The organism is Alphaproteobacteria bacterium, from assembly GCA_020638555.1.
GTDB lineage: Bacteria > Pseudomonadota > Alphaproteobacteria > Bin95 > Bin95 > JACKII01.
Genome location: JACKII010000003.1, coordinates 170240 through 187573 on the forward strand (window position 1 = coordinate 170240; position 17334 = coordinate 187573).

The window sequence follows — 17334 nt, forward strand, 5'->3', positions numbered from 1 at the left end:
GTGCGGCTGGCCGCCGGACGCGAATTGCGGCGGCCGGCACAGCGGTCAAATTGGGGAAGTGTGCCGGGGAGATAGGCGTCTTCGCACCCGCACACAAGCCGGTGACTTGTCGCGGCTGCGTTTGCCGCCATCGGGCCTTTCCCGGCCAAGCCGATGGCGCGAGCCGGGACCTCCTGCGGACCTGCCGCGGCGGGAGATCCCGGACCGCCGCTCCGCGCCGTCCGGGAAAGCGGAGAAGGCGCCATCCGGGGAAGCGGCAACGGCGCCGTCCGGGGAGGCGGTCGCCGTTGCGGCCGCCTCCGGGGAATTCCCCTCGCAACCGGCTCGGTTCAGCCCTCCTCGAACAATTCCCAGAGGCGGTTGCGCTGCAATTTGCCGGTGGCGGTGAGCGGCAGCCGGTCGGCAGCGGTGAAACACCAGCGCCGCGGCAGCTTGAATGGCGCCAGGCGCTGGCGGCAATAGGCCTGCAATGCCTCGCCGTCGACCGTCGCGCCGGGCTCCAGCAGCACCACGGCGGCCACGGTCTCGTCCAGCTTCGCATCCCTCAGGCCGGTGACGAAGCACGAGGCGACGGCGGGATGGGCCAGCAGCACCTCCTCCACCTCCGCCGGCGAGACGTTGATGCCGCCCGTCTTGATCAACTCCTTCAGCCGGCCGCGAAACCGCACCCAGCCCTGGTCGTCCAACAGGCCCAGGTCGCCGGTGCGGAACCAGCCGTCCGCGCTCAGGCTGGCCGCGGTCAGGTCCGGCGCCTGCCAGTAGCCCGGCGTGAAGCGGCCGCCGACCTGGATTTCGCCGATGGCGCCCGGCCCCAGCACCGCGCCGCTATCGCCGTCGACGATTCGGATTGCCACCCCGTCCAGCGGCGCGCCGGAGGCGTGCAGGCGCCGGGCCAGCGGTGCCTTGCAGTCCGCCACCGCCGAGTTGCCATAGCCCTCGGTCAGGCCGTAGACATTGCAGACCTCGGTCGCTCCCAGATCGACAATGCGCTGGATCTGCTCCGGCGTGCCGATGGTCGCCCCGGTGCGCAGGGACGAGAGATCGCGAGCCCGCCGGTCCGGGTGCGTTTCCAGGGCGATGGCCATGTTCGGCATGCCATAGAACACGCTGCACCGCTCCCGTTCGATCAGGCGCAACGCCTCGCCCGGCTCGAAATGGTGTTGCAGCACCAGCGTGCCACCATGGCTCATCACCGCAAACAGGGCGTTGACGCAGCCGAACGACCAGAACAGCGAGACGCCGAACCACAGCCGGTCCGCCGGAGCCAGGTGCATGCGCTCGCCGATGGACCACATATTGTCGACCACGCCGCCGTGCAGCAGCGGCACGCCTTTTGGCGCCGCGGTCGAGCCGGACGTGTAGAGAATGCAGCACACATCCTCCGGCTCGGCCCGATCCCAGGCATCGGCCCGCGGCGCGGCCGCACGCAACTCGGCATAGGGGCGGGTGTCGCGAAAGCCCTGCCCGTCCAGCACCACCACCTCGCGCAGGCCCGGCACCTGACCCTCGGCTCGCAGCGCCTGGATTTCGCAGGCGAAACTGCGGCCGCGGAAGTCCGGCTCCACCACCAGCACCGCGGCGCCGGCGTGCGCCAACTGCCAGGCGATCTCCGCCGGCGTCAGCCAGGTGTTGAGTGCCACGGTGATCGCGCCCAGCCCCTGGGCCGCGAAATAGGTCGCCACCCACTCCGCCCGGTTGCCGGCCAGGATCGCCACCCGGTCGCCATGGCCGACGCCCAGCGCCGCCAGCCCCGCCGCGACGGCCCGCGCCTCCCGCAGCAGGTCGGCATAGGTCCAGCGGATCGCGCCGTCGACGACGGCCTCGTGGTCCGGCCGGGTCGCCGCGAGCCCGTCCAGCAGGCGCGGGCCGGTGCGCGGCACGGGCGCGCGGTAGGGCTCGCTCACGGGCGAGACGGCACGCAGGGTCATGCGCCGCGGTTCATCCAGTTTTCCTGCAATGGCGTTCCCGGCTGGGCCTGGCCGGTGGAGCGGCGGCGCAGCACGCCGCGGAAGCGCTCGTCCAGCCCCGCCACCGGCTCGGCCGACGCGCGATAGACCGGCGTGTCGCCGATGATCGTCACCCGCTCCGCGACCCGCGTGTGCGGCCAGTAGTCGGAGACCGCATAATGCTGACAGGCGCGATTGTCCCAGAACGCGATGGAATTCGCCTTCCAGCGGAAGCGGCACTGGTATTCGGGGTACAGCGCCTGGGCGTAGAGGATTTCCAGCAGCGTCGCGCTTTCCTCGGCACTCACGCCCAGAATTTCCCGGGTGAAGGCGCGGTTGACATAGATCGCCTGCTCGCCGGTGTCGGGATGGGTGCGGATCACGGGGTGTTCCGGGTGCGGGTAGAGCCGGTCGAACTCGGCCAATTCCGCCTCGGAGGCGCCCTTCTCTTTCAGCCGGGCGCGGAAGGGCGCGAAGTCGTGGCGGGCATAGAGGCCCGTCACCCGCTCGCGAATCGCTTCCGGCAGGCCGCGATAGGCGGCGCCCATGTCGGCAAACACCGTATCGCCGCCCACCGGCGGCGCCTCGCGCGAGCGCAGCACCGAGCCGAGCGAGGGTTGCAGACGCCAGGTCACGTCCGAATGCCAGATATTCTCGGTGCCCGGATGCTCGGCATTGTGATGCAGCCGCAGCATCTCGGGATGGTCGCGGTCGGAGGCGGCGAACGGGTGGACTTCCAGCTCGCCGAACGCGCCGGCGAAGGCCAGATGCTGTTCCTTGGTCAGGTCCTGGTCGCGGAAGAACAACACCTTCCAGTCCAGCAGCGCCTGGTAAAGCCCGTCGCGGGCGGCGGCGGACAGCGGCTCGCGCAGATCGATGCCGCCGATCTCCGCCCCGATACCGGGAGAAACGGGCTCCAGCGTGAAGGCGGCGGCGGTGGCGACGTGGTTCATCGGAGGCGTTCCTTCGTTATGGCTTTGGCGGGCAGTCTGGCATGGCGCCCGTCGCACCGCCAGAGCGGGTTCTTTTCCCGCCGGCTCACCAGCCCATTTTCCCTGTCCTCGCGGAAGCGGGGACCCATGCCGGGGAGACCAATACAGGGTCCGTATCCTGTGAGAAGCTCTCAGGCATGGGCTCCCGCTTACGCGGGAGATGGGTCAGGAGAGGGAGTCCACCAGTGCCGAAAGCACCGCCAGACCAAACCCTCCGCCCCGCGGCCCCGGCCCGGATCAGGTGCCGGCGTACAACCGCTCCCGCAGGAAGCCGCAGATGCGGTCGTATTCGGCGCGGGCGGCCGCGCCCAGGAAACGGGCGCGCATGAAGCCGTGCACCATCCCCTTGGCCTCGCGATAGCTGACGTCGACGCCCGCCTGGGCCAGCCGCGCCGCGAACTCCCGCCCATCGTCGCGGATCGGGTCGATCTGGGCCGAATGCACCCAGAACGGCGGCAGACCGGAGAAATCCCTGGCCATGATCGGCCGGGCATAGGGGTCGTCCGTGTCCCGGTTGCCGGGCAGATACATGTCGCGATAGGCGCGGGTGCCCGCCGTGGTCAGGCCCGTGCCGGCGGAGAATTCCCGGTAGCTGGGATAATCCTGGTCCAGCCCCGTGCCCGGATAAATCAACGCCGCGCAGGCGATGGCCGGGCCGCCCCGGTCGCGGGCCTTCAGGCACAGCGCCGCGCTGAGATTGCCGCCGGCGCTGTCGCCGGCCACGCCGATCCGGGCCGGGTCCAGGCCCAGCCGCCCGGCCTGCTCGTGCAGCCAGACAAGGCAGTTCCAGGCATCGTTGAACGCGGCCGGATAAGGATGTTCCGGCGCCAGGCGATAGTCGACGGACACCACCACCGCCCCGGCTTGCTCGGCAAAGCCCCAGGCCACGGAATCGGAGCTGTCGAGGTCGCCCTTCATGAAGCCGCCGCCATGCAGGTAGAGCACCGCCGGCGCCCCGCTCTCCGATGCCGCCGCCGGGCGGTAAAGCCGGACCGCCACGGCGTGCTCCGGCGCCGGCACCGTCTCGTCCCACACGCGCATCGTCGCCGGCGGCGGCCGGTTCAGGGTGTTCGTATAGTGGGTCCAGGCCTTGCGCTGCTCCGCAATCGTATCCCCGAACTGCCCGGCGGGCGCACGCGCCGCCGCCAGGCACTCCATATCCGGGTGAACCGCGGGTTTGGTCATGGCCGAACCTCCTTCGCCAGCAAACGGCCTAGCCTAGGCTCGGTCATCTGTACTAAAGAAGCAAGTTCAGTGCTGCCCCGCGGCACGCCCGCAGCCCCTGACCGAGACCGCTCCCATGGATTTCCAGTTTACCGAACAGCAGCAAAGCATCCGCGCCGCCATCGAAAAGATCTGCGGCGACTATCCGCTGGACTACTGGTCCGAGTGCGACGACCAGCACCGCTTCCCGGAGGATTTCGTGCAGGCGCTGGCCAATGACGGCTGGCTCGGCATCGCCATGCCGGAGGAATACGGCGGCGCCGGCCTCGGCATTTCGGATGCCTGCGTCATGATGGAGACCATTGCCGGCTCCGGCGCCGGCATGTCCGGCGCCAGCGCGGTGCACATCAACGTGTTCGGCCCGCACCCGATCGTCGTCCACGGCACCGACGAGCAGAAGCAGCGCTGGCTCGTGCCGATGATCCAGGGCAAGGAAAAGTGCTGCTTCGGCGTGACCGAGCCCGATGCCGGCCTCAACACCGCCGCCATCAAGACCCGGGCGGAGCGCGACGGCCAGAACTACAAGATCTACGGCCAGAAAATGTGGACCTCCACGGCGCAGGAGGCGAACAAGGTGCTGCTGCTGGCCCGCACCACGCCGCGCGAGCAGGTCTCGAAGCCGTTCGAGGGCATCAGCCTGTTCTACACCGACCTCGACCGCAAATATGTCGAGATCCGCGAGATCCCGAAAATGGGCCGCATGGCGGTGGACACCAATTTCGTTTTCTACGACGGCCTGCCGGTGCCGAAGGAAGACCTGATCGGCGAGGAAGGCCGCGGCTTCTATTACCTGCTGGACGGCATCAACCCCGAACGCTGCCTGGTGGCGTCGGAGGCCATCGGCATCGGCCAGTTTTCGCTGGACCGTGCCGCGGAATACGCCCGCGAACGGGTCGTGTTCGGCCGGCCCATCGGCCAGAACCAGGGCATTCAGCACCCGCTGGCGGAAAGCTGGGCCAAGCTCACTGCCGCCCGCCTGCTGACCTACAAGGCCGCCTGGCTCTATGACAACGGCCTGCCCTGCGGGTCGGAGGCGAACGGCGCCAAATATCTCTGCGCCGAAGTCGGCTTCGAGGCCTGCGAGCGCGCCATGCTCACCCACGGCGGCATGGGCTATGCCAAGGAATATCACGTGGAGCGCATGCTGCGCGAGGTGATGATCTCGCGCCTGGCGCCGGTCGGCCAGCAACTGGCCCTCTCCTACATCGCCGAACGCCAGCTCGGCCTGCCGAAGAGCTATTGAGGCGCTCGCGGTTGGGGCACTCGGCCGGTGGCGGGCGATCAAGACGTCGAGTTCGACGCCGAGAAGAGCGAACGGAACCGGCGATTGCGCGGCTTTAGCTTCCGCCATGCGGCCCGCGTTTTCGAGTCCGACCATGTGGAATGGCTCGATGACCGGCTCGACTACGGCGAGCAACGCTACATCGTCCTTGGCAGGATCGAGGGCCGCCATCATATTGTTGTTTATGTTTGGCGTGGCGGCCGGCGCCGCATCATCAGCGCGCGCCGCGCCAACGCCCGGGAGATCAAACGGTATGAGCGGGAAACGAAGAGCGACTGAGGATGTCGATCTCGACATGCTCGATGCCACCACGGACGGCGATGTCGCTCGCCAGATTGCGGAAGACCAGGACACGGCGCCGGACATGGCGGACTGGGACCGGACGCCTGCGCGGGTCGTCCGAGTCCGAACGGCAGTCAAACCGAAGCCGGAACGGACGAAGCCGAGCAACACCGGCGCCAGCCGATCCGCCAATTTCGGCCGCCGGGGCACGAACGCCCCTGCCGGCCGGCGGCAGACTCCACCGAAGAGCAGTAGCGCCTGACCCCATGTCCGACGTCGGCTTTCGCAAATGGCTTGGCCTCACCTACGAGGTCATGGCGGACGACCATGCGGTCGTCTCGCTGGAACTGGACGAGGACAAGCGCAATGTCCGCGATGTCGCCCATGGCGGCATCGTGGCCTCGCTGGTCGACGTCGCCATGGGCACGGCGGCGGCGGGCGGCAATTACGCCACGCGCCAGCGCTATGTCGTCACCCTGGAATTGAAGGTGAATTATCTGGCGCCGGCGCGCGGCACCAAGCTGACCGCCACCGCGCGGGTGATCCGCGGCGGCGCCCGCACCTTCGTGGTCGAATGCCGGGTCGTCACCGACCTGGGCGAGGAGTGCGCCATGGCGCTCGGCACCTTCATCACCCGCCGCCGCACCGACCAGGACGCGGAACGGGAAGCCCAGGGCCTGCCGCGCTAGGCGCCTCCTTAAGCATGGGGTGACCGAAAGCGGCCTTGATCCGGCCCGCGCGATCCGTATCTAGTGTGGCCATGGCGTATTCCCCTCACCGTTTCAGCGTCGCCCCGATGATGGACTGGACGGACCGGCACGACCGGTTCTTCCTGCGCCTGCTTTCGCGCCGCGCCCTGCTCTACACCGAAATGGTGACAGAGCAGGCGGTGCGGTTCGGCGACCGCGACCGGTTGCTGGGCTATTCGCCGGCGGAGCAACCGCTCGCCCTGCAACTGGGCGGCTCCGACCCGGACCATCTGGCCGAGGCCGCGCGCATCGGTGAGCAATACGGCTATGACGAGATCAACCTGAATTGCGGCTGCCCGTCCGACCGGGTGCAGTCCGGCGCGTTCGGGGCCTGCCTGATGGCGGAACCGGCGCTGGTGGCCCGCTCGGTCGCGGCGATGCAACGGGCCGTCCGCGTGCCGGTCACCGTCAAGTGCCGCATCGGCATCGACCACCAGGACGAAGAGACGGCGCTGCGCGCCTTTGTCGGGGCGATTGCCGACGCGGGCGTGCGGACCGTGATCGTCCATGCCCGCAAGGCCTGGCTCAAAGGGTTGAGCCCGAAGGACAACCGCTCCATTCCGCCGCTGAAATACGATCTGGTCTATCGCCTGAAGGCGGAACGGCCCGACCTCACCATCATCCTCAACGGCGGCATCGAGACCCTGGACCAGTGCGCGGCGCATCTGGCCCATACGGACGGGGTCATGCTGGGGCGCGCCGCTTACCAGAACCCCTATCTGCTGGCCGATGTCGACGCCCGCCTGTTCGGCGACGCCGCGCCCCCGCCCTCGCGCCACGCGGCGGCCTATGCCATGGCGGAGTATGCCGACCGCATGGCCCGCGACCATGACGTGCGCGTCGGCCATGTGGCCCGGCATCTGGTCGGGCTGTTCCAGGGCCTGCCGGGCGCGCGGGCGTGGCGTCGGCATCTCTCCGAGGCCGGTCACCGGCCCGGCGCCACCGGCCAGGTGATCCGCGACGCCGCGGCCCTCGTGCCGGAACCGGCCCTCGCGGCCGCCTGACCCGGCCCGCCATGCCCGTTTCCGCCCCGCCCTATCTGGCAGAACATTTTGCCATTCACCGTGCGCCCGTCAGCGGCCGCCACGGCGTGGTCGCGAGCCAGCATCACCTGGCCTCGCGGGTCGGGGCCGAGGTGCTGGAGGCCGGCGGCAATGCCGTCGACGCGGCCGTGGCCACCGCCCTGGTGCTGGGCGTGGTCGAGCCCTGGATGAGCGGCCTCGGCGGCGGCGGTTTCCTGCTGGTCGGCGAGGCGGAGACCGGCCGGGTGCACGAGGTCGACTTCGGCATGATCGCGCCGCGGGGGATCGACCCGGACCATTACGCCCTGGTCGAGGGCTATAGTGGCCACGACCCGCTGTTTTCCTGGCCGCGGGTGATCGAGGACCGCAACCAGATCGGCGCCTCCGCGGTCTGCGTGCCGGGCGCGGTCGCCGGCTTTGCCGCCGCGGTGGAGCGTTTCGGCTCCCTGCCCTGGGCGGAACTCGTCGCGCCGGCCGCCAATCTGGCGACGCGCGGCCTGCCCGTCACCTGGCCGGCAACGCTGGAGATCGCCGCCGGCGCCGACACGCTGCGCCTGTTCGACACCTCCCGCGCGATTTATCTGCCGGACGACCTGCCGCCGGTCGCAGCCGATGCGCACATCCCGATCTGGCTCCCCATGGGCCGCCTGTCGCGCACGCTGGAGCGGCTGGCCGAGGCCGGTCCGCGCGATTTCTACGAGGGCGAGATCGCCAACGCCCTGGTGTTCGACCTCCAGGATGCCGGCGGCGTGCTGACCGCGGCCGACCTGGCCGGCTACCGCGCCGACATCCGCCCGGCCCGCGCCGTCGCCTATCGCAACGCCGTCATCCACCTGACCGAGGCGTTCAGCGGCGGGCCGACCTTTGCCCGCGCCCTGGAGCAAATCCGCGACACGCTCGACCCGTGCCGGGGCGTCACCGTGCCGACCTATAGGGCCTGGGCGGATGCGCTGAACGAGGCGTTCCGGCACCGGCTGGACCATCTGGGCCATTCCGGCGACTTCGCCAGCCGGGACGTCTGCACCACCCACCTGTCCGTGGTCGACCGGTGGGGCAATATGGCGGCGCTCACCAACACGCTGGTGGAGAGCTTCGGCTCGCGCCTGACCCTGCCGGAAACCGGCATTCTGATGAACAACGGCCTGTTCTGGTTCGACCCGCGCGCCGGCCGGGCGAACAGCCTGGCCCCGGGCCGGCGGCCGCTCGCCAATATGTGCCCGGTGCTGGCGACCCGCGACGGCAAGCCCTGGTTTGCGCTGGGCGCGGCCGGGGGACGCCGGATCGTGCCGGCAACCTTCCAGTTGACCTCGCTGCTGGTGGATTTCGCGCTCGGCCTGGACCAGGCCTTTGCGGTGCCGCGGCTGGACGTGTCGGGCGAGGACGGCATCCTGGCCGACCGCCGCCTGAACCCGGCCATCCTGGCCGCCCTCGGCGAGCGCTATGACGTGACCCTGACCTTCGATTCCGCCGGCACCGAGGAATTCGCCAAGCCGAGCGCCGTGCTGCAAACGCCGGACGGGCTGCAACGGGGCGCGGTGCCCACGGTTCAGGCGCCCGCGCTCGCGGTCGCGGCTCGGACCTAGGCCATTCTCACAGCGTTCCCGGCCTCGAGCCGGGATCTCTCGGGAGCCACGCTCCGCCGGAGATCCCGGACCGCCGCGCCGCGCCGTCCGGGAATGCGCGAGGGGCGGCGTCTGGGGCGCACGGAGATGCCGGGCAAGCACCCGCCACCTCGCACACCTTCACCGCTGTCCCGGCCTCGTGCCGGGATCTCTCGGGAGCCACGCTCCGCCGGAGATCCCGGACCGCCGCGCCGCGGCGTCCGGGAAAGCGCGAGGGGCGGCGTCCGGGGCGTGCAGCTCAGCGGAAGACCGGCGTCAGGCCGCCTTCTCGATCGCCATGGCGGTGGCCTCGCCGCCACCGATGCAGATGGACGCCACGCCCTTCTGCACGTCGTATTTGTGCATGGCGTTCACCAGCGTCGCGATGATGCGCGCGCCGGAGGCGCCGACCGGATGGCCCAGCGCGCAGGCGCCGCCATGGACGTTCACCTTGTCCGCCGGCAGGTCGAACTCGCGCATGGCCGCCATCGGCACCACGGCGAAGGCCTCGTTGATCTCGTAGAGGCCGACCTCATCCTTGCTCCAGCCGGTCTTGGCGAACAGCTTCTGCATGGCACCGACCGGCGCCGTCGTGAACCATTCCGGCTCCTGGGCGTGGCTGGTGTGGGCGACGATGGTGGCGAGAATGTTCAGGCCGCGGCGCTCGGCTTCCGAGCGGCGCATCAGCACCAGCGCCGCCGCGCCGTCGCTGATCGACGACGAGTTCGCCGGCGTCACCGTGCCTTCCTTGTCGAAGGCGGGCCGCAGGGTCGGGATCTTGTCGAGATTGGCGGTGAACGGCTGCTCGTCCTTGCTGATCTCCACGTCGCCACGGCGGGTCTTGACGGTGTGCGAGACCATCTCGCCGGCGAAGGTGCCGTCCTCGTTCGCCTTCTTCGCCCGTTGCAGCGAGCGGATGGCGAACTCGTCCTGCTGCTCGCGGGTGAACTGGAAGTGCTTGGCGGTGTTCTCGGCGAAATGGCCCATCAGCTTGCCCGGCTGGTAGGCGTCCTCCAGCCCGTCCCAGAACATGGCATCCAGGAACTGGCCATGACCCATGCGCACGCCCTCGCGCGCCTTCGGCACCATATAGGGGATGTTGGTCATGCTCTCGAAACCGCCGGAGACCATCACGTCCTGGCTGCCGCCGGCGATCAGGTCGTGCGCCAGCATGGTTGCCTTCATGCCCGAGCCGCAGAGCTTGTTGATCGTGGTCGCGCCCGCGTCGCGCGGGATGCCGGCCAGATGGGCGGCAATGCGGGCCGGCCCCTGGCGCTGACCGTGCGGCAGCACGCAGCCCATGATGACTTCCTGCACGTCGGGGGCGGCAACGCCGGCCTTGGCGAGGGCGGCGGCGATGGCGGTGGCACCCAGTTCGGGGCCGCTCGCATCCTTCAACTCGCCCTGAAACGAGCCCATCGGCGTGCGGGCCATTCCGACGATGACAATCGGATCTTCAAGCATGGGGGAGAACTCCCGGGGGAAAGGTTGTATCGGCCTATAGTATATAAGCGCCAAGGCCGCCGGCCGAAAGGTGGTTGATGGCGGGCGCGGGACACCGGGCCTGCCCGCAGAGAGCGACGGATTGCCGAACCGCCTCGGAAACGCCACGGCCTCTCCGCCGGCAAGTCATTGGGGCGCCGTGGAAACCCCCGCCCGGCTCACCTGCGGTATTGCGGCTTGCGGCAACGGGCCTCTAGGATTGAGGTGATTGTGTACGAAAGCACAATCGCACGAATGATCGTAACGGAAGGAAACCCCTCAATGTTCCGAACAATGGGAGTGCTCGCCGGCGCTGCTGCGCTAGCCTGGGCGAGTAGCGTCAGCGCCGCCGAAGTCAAATTGCCGGGCACGCTGGTCGTGACGGCCTATGATGTCGGCTCCTCCGGCTACAGCCAGATGGTTGGCCTGGGGTCGATCCTGAAAAACAATTACGGCACCAATGTCCGCGTGCTGCCGGGCAAGAACGACGTGTCGCGCCTGGGGCCGGTGAAGGCCAAGCGGGCCCAGTTCACCGCCACCGGCTCGGATTCCGTCTATGCGCAGGAAGCCGTGTTCACCTTCGGCTCGCGCGAATGGGGGCCGCAGCCGCTGCGCGTGCACGCGCTGGCGCTCGGCAATGGCGCCGCGGTCGGCATGGTGACGCCCGGCGACAAGAGCATCAAGGAAATCGGCGATATCCGGGGCAAGCGCGTCGCCTGGATCCGCGGCGCACCGGCCCTGAACAAGGCGGTCGAGTCGATGATGGCCTGTGCCGGCGTCACCTGGGACGACGTGGAAAAGGTCGAGTTCGGCGGCCACGGACCGGCGGTCGACGGCTTCATCAACAACGAGGTCGACGCGCTGAACAACGCCACCTTCTCCGCCCTGAACAAGAAGATCGAGGCGAGCCCGCGCGGCATCTATTACCCGGTGATCCCGAACGATCCGGAATGCTGGAAGCGCATCAACGCGATCGTGCCGTGGTATACGCCGGTCTTCGCCACCGTCGGCACCGGCATTGCCGAGGGCGGCCAGTGGATGCCGAACGCGCCCTATCCGGTGCTGGTCTCGCTCAACACCCTGGACGCCACCACCTCCTACAGCGTCATCAAGGCGATGCAGGACCATTTCGACACCTTCAAGGACTCCGCCCCGGGCGCGCCCGGCTGGGCGTTGAAAAACCAGAAATTCCACAAGCTGGTGCCGTATCACGAGGGCGCGATCGCCTATTACAAGGAAATGGGCGTCTGGCCCGAAGGCCAGGACGAGATCCAGGCCCAGGCGCTGGCCCGTCAGGCCGTGCTGAAAAAGGCCTGGGACGGCTATGTCGCCGACGCGCCGTCGGACGACGACGCCTTCGCCAAGGGCTGGATGAAGGCCCGCGCCAAGGCGTTGGAAGACGCCGGCATGGCGGTGATTTTCTACGAATGGTGATCGCCTGACCCTCGGCCGGGGCCGTCCGCTGCGACCGGCGGGTGCCCCGGCCGTTTTTTCGCCTGTTGTTTCATCATCAACCGCCCCCGGCATCGCCCGATGCCCGTTGGCGGGCGCAAGGACGCTCAAGGTGACTCAAACATACGAAGTCAAGGACGAGGATCTGCCAGATGTCGACCTGGCCCGGACCCGAACCCTGCCCGGCCCACTGCAACTGGTGGTCATGGTGCTGGGCTGCGGCGCCATTCTTTTGTCCATCTATCAGATATTCAAGCTCGATTTCCGCCTGAACGAGATCTGGGCCGCGCTGGGCTTCCACGGCAAGATCGGCTATACGCTGCTGGTGAACGAGTATCTTTATGCCCTGGTCGGGCTGATGCTCTCCACCGTCTTCCTGGTTTTTCCCGCCTATGCCAGCCAACGGCGCGACCGCGTGCCGTTCTATGACATCCTGCTGGCGGTGATCACGCTGGGCGTCACCGGCTATCTGCTGCTCCATTCCCTGGCGATCCAGGAGGAGGCCTGGGAATATCTGGCGCCGTCCTGGGCGCAATGGATGGCGGTGATCGTCTGGGCGCTGGTGCTGGAGGCCGGACGGCGGACCGGCGGCTGGCCGGTGTTCTTCGTCGTGCTGGTGCTCTCCTTCTATCCGCTGTTCGCCGACCAGGTGCCGCAGGTAATCCAGGGCGCGCCCATGGCGTTTCTCGATACCGCGGCCTTCCACGTCTATTCGATCGAGAGCCTGCTGGGCATTCCGATGCGCGCCTTCGGCCTGCTGGTGTTCGGCTTCCTGGCCTTCGGCGTCGCGCTGCAATACACCGGCGCCGGCGCGTTTTTCATCAATTTCGCCTTCGCCCTGCTGGGCCATGTGCGCGGCGGCCCGGCCAAGGTCGCGATTTTCTCGTCCGGCCTGTTCGGCTCCATGAGCGGCGGCCCGGTGACCAACGTTCTGACCACCGGCACGCTGACCATCCCGGCCATGCGGCGCATCGGCTTTTCGGCGAAATACGCCGGCGGCATCGAGGCCTGCGCCTCCACCGGCGGCGTGATGATGCCGCCGATCATGGGCGCCACCGCGTTCATCATGGCCGACTTCCTGAACATCTCCTACGTGGACGTCGCCATCGCGGCGGTCGTGCCGTCGGTGCTGTATTATCTGGGCCTGTTCATGCAGATCGACGCCTATGCCGCCCGCAACGGCATTCGCGGCCTGCCCAAGGCGGAGATGCCCAAGGTCGGCGAAGTCATCAAAAGCGGCTGGTATTACGTCTTCGTGTTCGCCGTGCTGGTGCTGATGCTGGTGTTCATGAAGCAGGAGGCCCGCGCCCCCTTCTACGCCACCGCGCTGCTGCTGGTCCTGAACCAGTTCAACCGGACCCACCGCATGAACTGGGCCAAATTCTACCAGTTCCTGAAGGGCACGATCTTCCTGCTGGCCGAACTCGCGGGCATTCTGACGGCCATCGGCCTGATCGTCGGTGCGGTTGTGGGCACCGGCATGGCGGGCTCCGTCACCAACGACCTGGTCTATCTGGCCGGCAACAGCGTGATCGTGTTGCTGCTGATGGGCGCGCTCACCAGTTTCATCCTGGGCATCGGCATGACCGTGACCGCGGCCTATATCTTTCTGGCCATCATCCTGGCGCCGGCGCTGGTGCGGGCCGGTCTGGACCCGCTGTCGGTGCACATGTTCATGCTCTATTGGGGCATGCTGAGCTTCATCACGCCGCCGGTGGCACTGGCGGCCTTCGCCGCGGCCTCCGTCGCCGGGTCGAAGCCGATGGAAACCGGGTTCGAGGCAATGCGGCTCGGCACCATCATCTACTTCATCCCCTTCTTCTTCGTGTTCAACCCGGCGCTGTTGCTGGTGGGCGCCCCCGGCGAGATCATCGTCGTGCTGATCACGGCAACCGTCGGCATTCTGCTGGTCGCGGGCGGCCTGCAGGGCTATCTGATCGGCGTCGGCACCCTGGGGAGCGGCATTCTGGGCTTGCTCGGCCGCGCATTCCTGGTGGTCGGCGGCCTGACCCTGGCCGCCCCCGGCGGCGGCATGCTGGGCTACAGCCACTGGACCCTGTTGCTGGCCGCGCTGGTGTTGACCACGCCCGGCGTGCTGATCGCCTATTCGGGACGACGCAAGGCGGCCGCCGTCAGCCTCTGAGGGGCACCGGCGAGCGCTCCCGGCCTGTTCTCTATGAGAGTTGGCCGGGAGCGCTCGCCCGCCTCCGCCTGCCGGCCCACCGGCTGGCAAGGTCTCATGGCCAAGGGCTTCGGCTGTGCCGCCGACATACGGGCGCCAGGCCGTTACCCCAACACAAAAGCCCCGCCAGAAGCAGGGCCATTCTTCACTGAACTGGATGGAAAAGAATGGCGCGCCCGGGAGGACTCGAACCCCCAACCTTCTGATCCGTAGTCAGACGCTCTATCCGATTGAGCTACGGGCGCGCGGGCCGGCTGCGCGATTGCGTTGGCCGGAGCCGGGTTTCTAGTCGCCCCCGGCCGACGATGCAAGCCGAAAAAGCATCGCCGGTGCATTTCATGGCCGAGACTCGACCTTTGTCGCAGTCCGGTGATAGAGAAGCCCCCGGACTCCGCCGCCGGGCCGGCGCCATCGGGACCGCGCGGGTGTTCGCGGATGCTCGCAAGGCCCGAGCGCAACCATGGTATCTTGCAGTCGACGACACAGCGCCTTAGAGCAAGGAATGGCGACGGTGAAGGTGAAACCGGTAACGGAATCGATGCAACGACAACGGGTCAGGCGAATGCTCGCGGCCATGGGGTTGGCCGTGCTGCTGGCCGGCTGCTCCGGCACGGACGGCCTGCTGGGGACAGTGGCGAGCCCGCCCCTCCCTGCCCGCCCCCCGCCGGTCGCCCCTCCGGTCGCCCCGCCGGCGGTCGTGCCCGATACGCCGCGCAGCCTCGGTAAGATCGGCGACCTGAACACGGTCGCGCCCCTGCCGCCGGCAGAGGAGCGCCCGTCGCCCTTGGCCCTGCCGGGCAGCGGCGCCGCATCGCCGAGCCCGGCGGCGCCCGCCACCACGGACCTGCCGAGCGGCACATTTGCCGGAGACAAGGCGCTGCAGATCGAATCCGACCTGGCGCGGCTGCAACAGGCGACCCAGGCCCACACCGCCGACCGCAACCGCCTGCAGCAGGAAATCGTGGCTGCCGCCGACCGGTATCGCGCCAACGCCGCCGGGGTCGGCGCCTCCGCGTCCCGCGCCGACGGGTCCGCGGACCCCGCCGCGGTCCGGCGCTGGCATGCGGCCGAAGCAGACCTGAACACCGTCCAGGGCCGCCTGCAGGAGTTGGAACAACTCCGCAGCCGAATCGTGGCGGATGCCGCCCTCGCCGGCTATCTGGCCGAGCAATCGCAGGCCGCCGGCCAACTCACCGGCGCGGTGGCGGCGGACCAGCGCCGGTTGCGCGGCCTCGAAACCCGCTCGCAACAGACGCAGGTCGCGCTCAAGGACCTTCTGGGAGAGGTCGACGACGATATCCTGCGCCAGTCCGCCTATGTCACGCGCGAGCAGCGCGACCTGACCCGCCGCAGCAGCGGCATCAAAAGCGACACGCTCTACGGTGAGGCTCCCCCGGAACCGGAGCCCGCACCGCTCGCCCGACGCACCGATCACCGCAACGATTGGACCGGCCTCCCGTCGACGGAGCCGCGCCGGCCGGTGGCGACGGCCAGACCGACGCAGAAACCGGTCGCAAGCCGGGCGACGACACGACCGGAACCCGCGCCGCGACCGCCGCAGCGCGCCGCCTCAGCCGCCCCGACCGCTGCACCGAAACCAGCACCGGCACCGGCAAGACCCGCCGCCGCCGAGGGATCGCGTCGGCCGCTGCTCGAAATTCCGTTCCCGCAGGACAAGGTGGACTACGAAGCCGCGCTCTATGCCGCCATCAGCGAGGCCGTGGCCCGCAATCCCTCGGCCCGGTTCGAGGTGGTCGCGGTTTCGCCCGCCGGGCGGCCCGGCGCATTGCCGGCGACCGCAAGGCAAAAGGCCCAGCGCGTCACCCGGAGCCTGATCACCATGGGGGTGCCGTCGGCGCGCCTGCAGCAGTCGGTTCGCACAACGGACGGCAGCGGCCCGGACCGGGTGCTGGTCTATATGATGTGAGGCCGGCAGGCCAACGACCGGACCGATGTCCTCAGGAGAGCGAATTGGCGATGGCGCCTCAAACCCCACCCCAGCATTCCTTCCCCGTCTCGTGGGACGAGTTGCACCGCGATACCAAGGCGCTGGCCTGGCGCCTGGCCGACCTGCCGCCGTTCGAGGCCATCGTCGCCATCGCCCGCGGCGGGCTGGTGCCGGCGGCCATCGTCGCGCGGGAGCTGGGGGTGCGGCTGGTGGATACTGTCTGCATCGCCAGCTATGACGACCGCACCCAGGGCCGTGCCAACATCCTCAAGGGTCTGGACGGGCAGGGCAAGGACGGGCAGGGCAAGGGCGTGCTGGTGGTGGATGACCTGGTCGACACCGGCGTGACCGCGCGCATCGTGCGCGCCATGCTGCCGGAGGCGCATATCGCCACCGTCTATGCCAAGCCCGCCGGGCGGCCGGAGGTCGACACCTTCGTGACGCTGGTAAGCCAGGACACCTGGATCGTGTTCCCGTGGGATGTGGGCGACCCGGTCCGGCCGGGCGGATAGGGCGGGTTCTTTTCCGCTGGCTCACCACCCCATCTTCCCTGTCCCCGCGGAAGCGGGGACCCATGCCTGAGAGACAAAAACAGAGCCCGTGTTCTGTGAGACGCTCTCAGGCATGGGCTCCCGCTTGCGCGGGAGATGGGGCAGGAGAGTGGGTCGGCCAGTGCCGAAAGCGGCCGAAAGCGGATCCCGCCGCCTTCGGATCGGGTCAACCGGCTCGAAATGCCATGACGCGAGCTTCGCGCTACCCCTCCTGCGGGGCGCAGAACATGTCATAGAGGGTTTCGACCATGCGCCGTGCGCGGTCGTCCGCCAGCCGGTAATAAATGGTCTTGCCCTCGCGGCGAAACGCGACCAGCCCATCCATGCGCAAGCGGGCGAGTTGCTGGGACACCGCCGCCTGGCGGGCAGAGAGGAAACCTTCCAGGTCGGTCACGGATTTCTCGCCCGATGCCAGGTGGCAGAGAATCAGCAGCCGCCCCTCGTGCGCCAGGGCTTTCAGGAACCGGGCCGCGTTGCGCGCGCTCTCGGTCATCTCGTCCAGGTTGGGGTCCGCATTGGCATCCGCCTCTGTGGGTTCAAACGCGGGCAACGACATCACCAAATCCATCATGCTGCGGGGGCGCCAGGACTGCCGCGCCTGTGTTGTGTTATGGCGCCTTC

At 68.7% G+C, this 17334-nt stretch carries 15 protein-coding genes and 1 tRNA gene; 10 read left to right on the top strand and 6 right to left on the bottom strand.

Annotated elements, in window-relative coordinates:
* Window positions 1-329: 329 nt before the first annotated feature.
* The 3 genes from H6844_12370 to H6844_12380 form a co-directional block, all read right to left on the bottom strand.
* Window positions 330-1928 (bottom strand): acyl--CoA ligase, encoded by a 1599-nt coding sequence (locus tag H6844_12370; GenBank protein MCB9930191.1) that lies wholly within the window; start codon window positions 1926-1928, stop codon window positions 330-332.
* The gene (locus H6844_12375; GenBank protein ID MCB9930192.1) at window positions 1925-2899 is read right to left on the bottom strand and encodes a TauD/TfdA family dioxygenase; all 975 of its coding nucleotides are present in this window, start codon (window positions 2897-2899) and stop codon (window positions 1925-1927) included. The genes H6844_12370 and H6844_12375 overlap by 4 nt, the downstream gene beginning before the upstream one ends.
* Window positions 2900-3175: 276 nt before the next feature.
* A complete protein-coding gene (locus H6844_12380; protein MCB9930193.1) occupies window positions 3176-4123 on the bottom strand; it encodes an alpha/beta hydrolase in 948 nt (315 codons plus the stop codon).
* A 115-nt stretch (window positions 4124-4238) separates the two neighbouring features.
* Here H6844_12380 and H6844_12385 point away from each other — a divergent pair, with 115 nt between their 5' ends.
* The 6 genes from H6844_12385 to H6844_12410 all read left to right on the top strand — a co-directional run bounded on the left by H6844_12385 (window position 4239) and on the right by H6844_12410 (window position 9080).
* On the top strand, window positions 4239-5405 hold the full coding sequence (locus H6844_12385) for an acyl-CoA/acyl-ACP dehydrogenase (GenBank protein ID MCB9930194.1): 1167 nt from the start codon (window positions 4239-4241) through the stop codon (window positions 5403-5405).
* Window positions 5406-5432: 27 nt separating this feature from the next.
* A complete protein-coding gene (locus H6844_12390) occupies window positions 5433-5723 on the top strand; it encodes a BrnT family toxin (protein MCB9930195.1) in 291 nt (96 codons plus the stop codon).
* A gap of 16 nt (window positions 5724-5739) precedes the next feature.
* Window positions 5740-5988, top strand: a complete 249-nt coding sequence (locus H6844_12395; GenBank protein ID MCB9930196.1) for a hypothetical protein — start codon at window positions 5740-5742, stop codon at window positions 5986-5988.
* A 4-nt stretch (window positions 5989-5992) separates the two neighbouring features.
* Window positions 5993-6415, top strand: coding sequence for a PaaI family thioesterase (locus H6844_12400; GenBank protein ID MCB9930197.1), 423 nt, complete (start codon window positions 5993-5995; stop codon window positions 6413-6415).
* 71 nt (window positions 6416-6486) lie between these two features.
* Window positions 6487-7479: a tRNA dihydrouridine(20/20a) synthase DusA gene (dusA, locus tag H6844_12405; protein ID MCB9930198.1), complete on the top strand. Its 993-nt coding sequence runs from the start codon at window positions 6487-6489 to the stop codon at window positions 7477-7479.
* A gap of 11 nt (window positions 7480-7490) precedes the next feature.
* Complete coding sequence (locus H6844_12410) at window positions 7491-9080, top strand: gamma-glutamyltransferase (GenBank protein ID MCB9930199.1); 1590 nt, start codon at window positions 7491-7493, stop codon at window positions 9078-9080.
* A 294-nt stretch (window positions 9081-9374) separates the two neighbouring features.
* Here H6844_12410 and H6844_12415 read toward each other — a convergent pair whose 3' ends face one another.
* Window positions 9375-10562, bottom strand: coding sequence for an acetyl-CoA C-acyltransferase (locus H6844_12415; GenBank protein MCB9930200.1), 1188 nt, complete (start codon window positions 10560-10562; stop codon window positions 9375-9377).
* Between the two features lie 300 nt (window positions 10563-10862).
* On the opposite strand from H6844_12415, the gene H6844_12420 reads away from it, so the two are divergent.
* Window positions 10863-12014, top strand: a complete 1152-nt coding sequence (locus tag H6844_12420; GenBank protein MCB9930201.1) for a TAXI family TRAP transporter solute-binding subunit — start codon at window positions 10863-10865, stop codon at window positions 12012-12014.
* Between the two features lie 130 nt (window positions 12015-12144).
* A complete protein-coding gene (locus H6844_12425) occupies window positions 12145-14175 on the top strand; it encodes a TRAP transporter fused permease subunit (protein MCB9930202.1) in 2031 nt (676 codons plus the stop codon).
* Between the two features lie 207 nt (window positions 14176-14382).
* Here the strand turns inward: H6844_12425 and H6844_12430 are convergent.
* Window positions 14383-14459 (bottom strand) — tRNA-Arg (locus tag H6844_12430).
* A gap of 317 nt (window positions 14460-14776) precedes the next feature.
* On the opposite strand from H6844_12430, the gene H6844_12435 reads away from it, so the two are divergent.
* Both H6844_12435 and gpt read left to right on the top strand, forming a co-directional pair.
* Window positions 14777-16141, top strand: coding sequence for a hypothetical protein (locus H6844_12435; protein ID MCB9930203.1), 1365 nt, complete (start codon window positions 14777-14779; stop codon window positions 16139-16141).
* Between the two features lie 50 nt (window positions 16142-16191).
* Window positions 16192-16674 carry a xanthine phosphoribosyltransferase gene (gene gpt / locus H6844_12440; protein ID MCB9930204.1) on the top strand — a complete coding sequence of 161 codons (483 nt, stop codon included), beginning with the start codon at window positions 16192-16194 and terminating at the stop codon, window positions 16672-16674.
* Window positions 16675-16915: 241 nt separating this feature from the next.
* Here the strand turns inward: gpt and H6844_12445 are convergent, their stop codons facing one another.
* The gene (locus H6844_12445) at window positions 16916-17269 is read right to left on the bottom strand and encodes a helix-turn-helix transcriptional regulator (GenBank protein ID MCB9930205.1); all 354 of its coding nucleotides are present in this window, start codon (window positions 17267-17269) and stop codon (window positions 16916-16918) included.
* Between the last annotated feature and the right edge of the window lie 65 nt (window positions 17270-17334).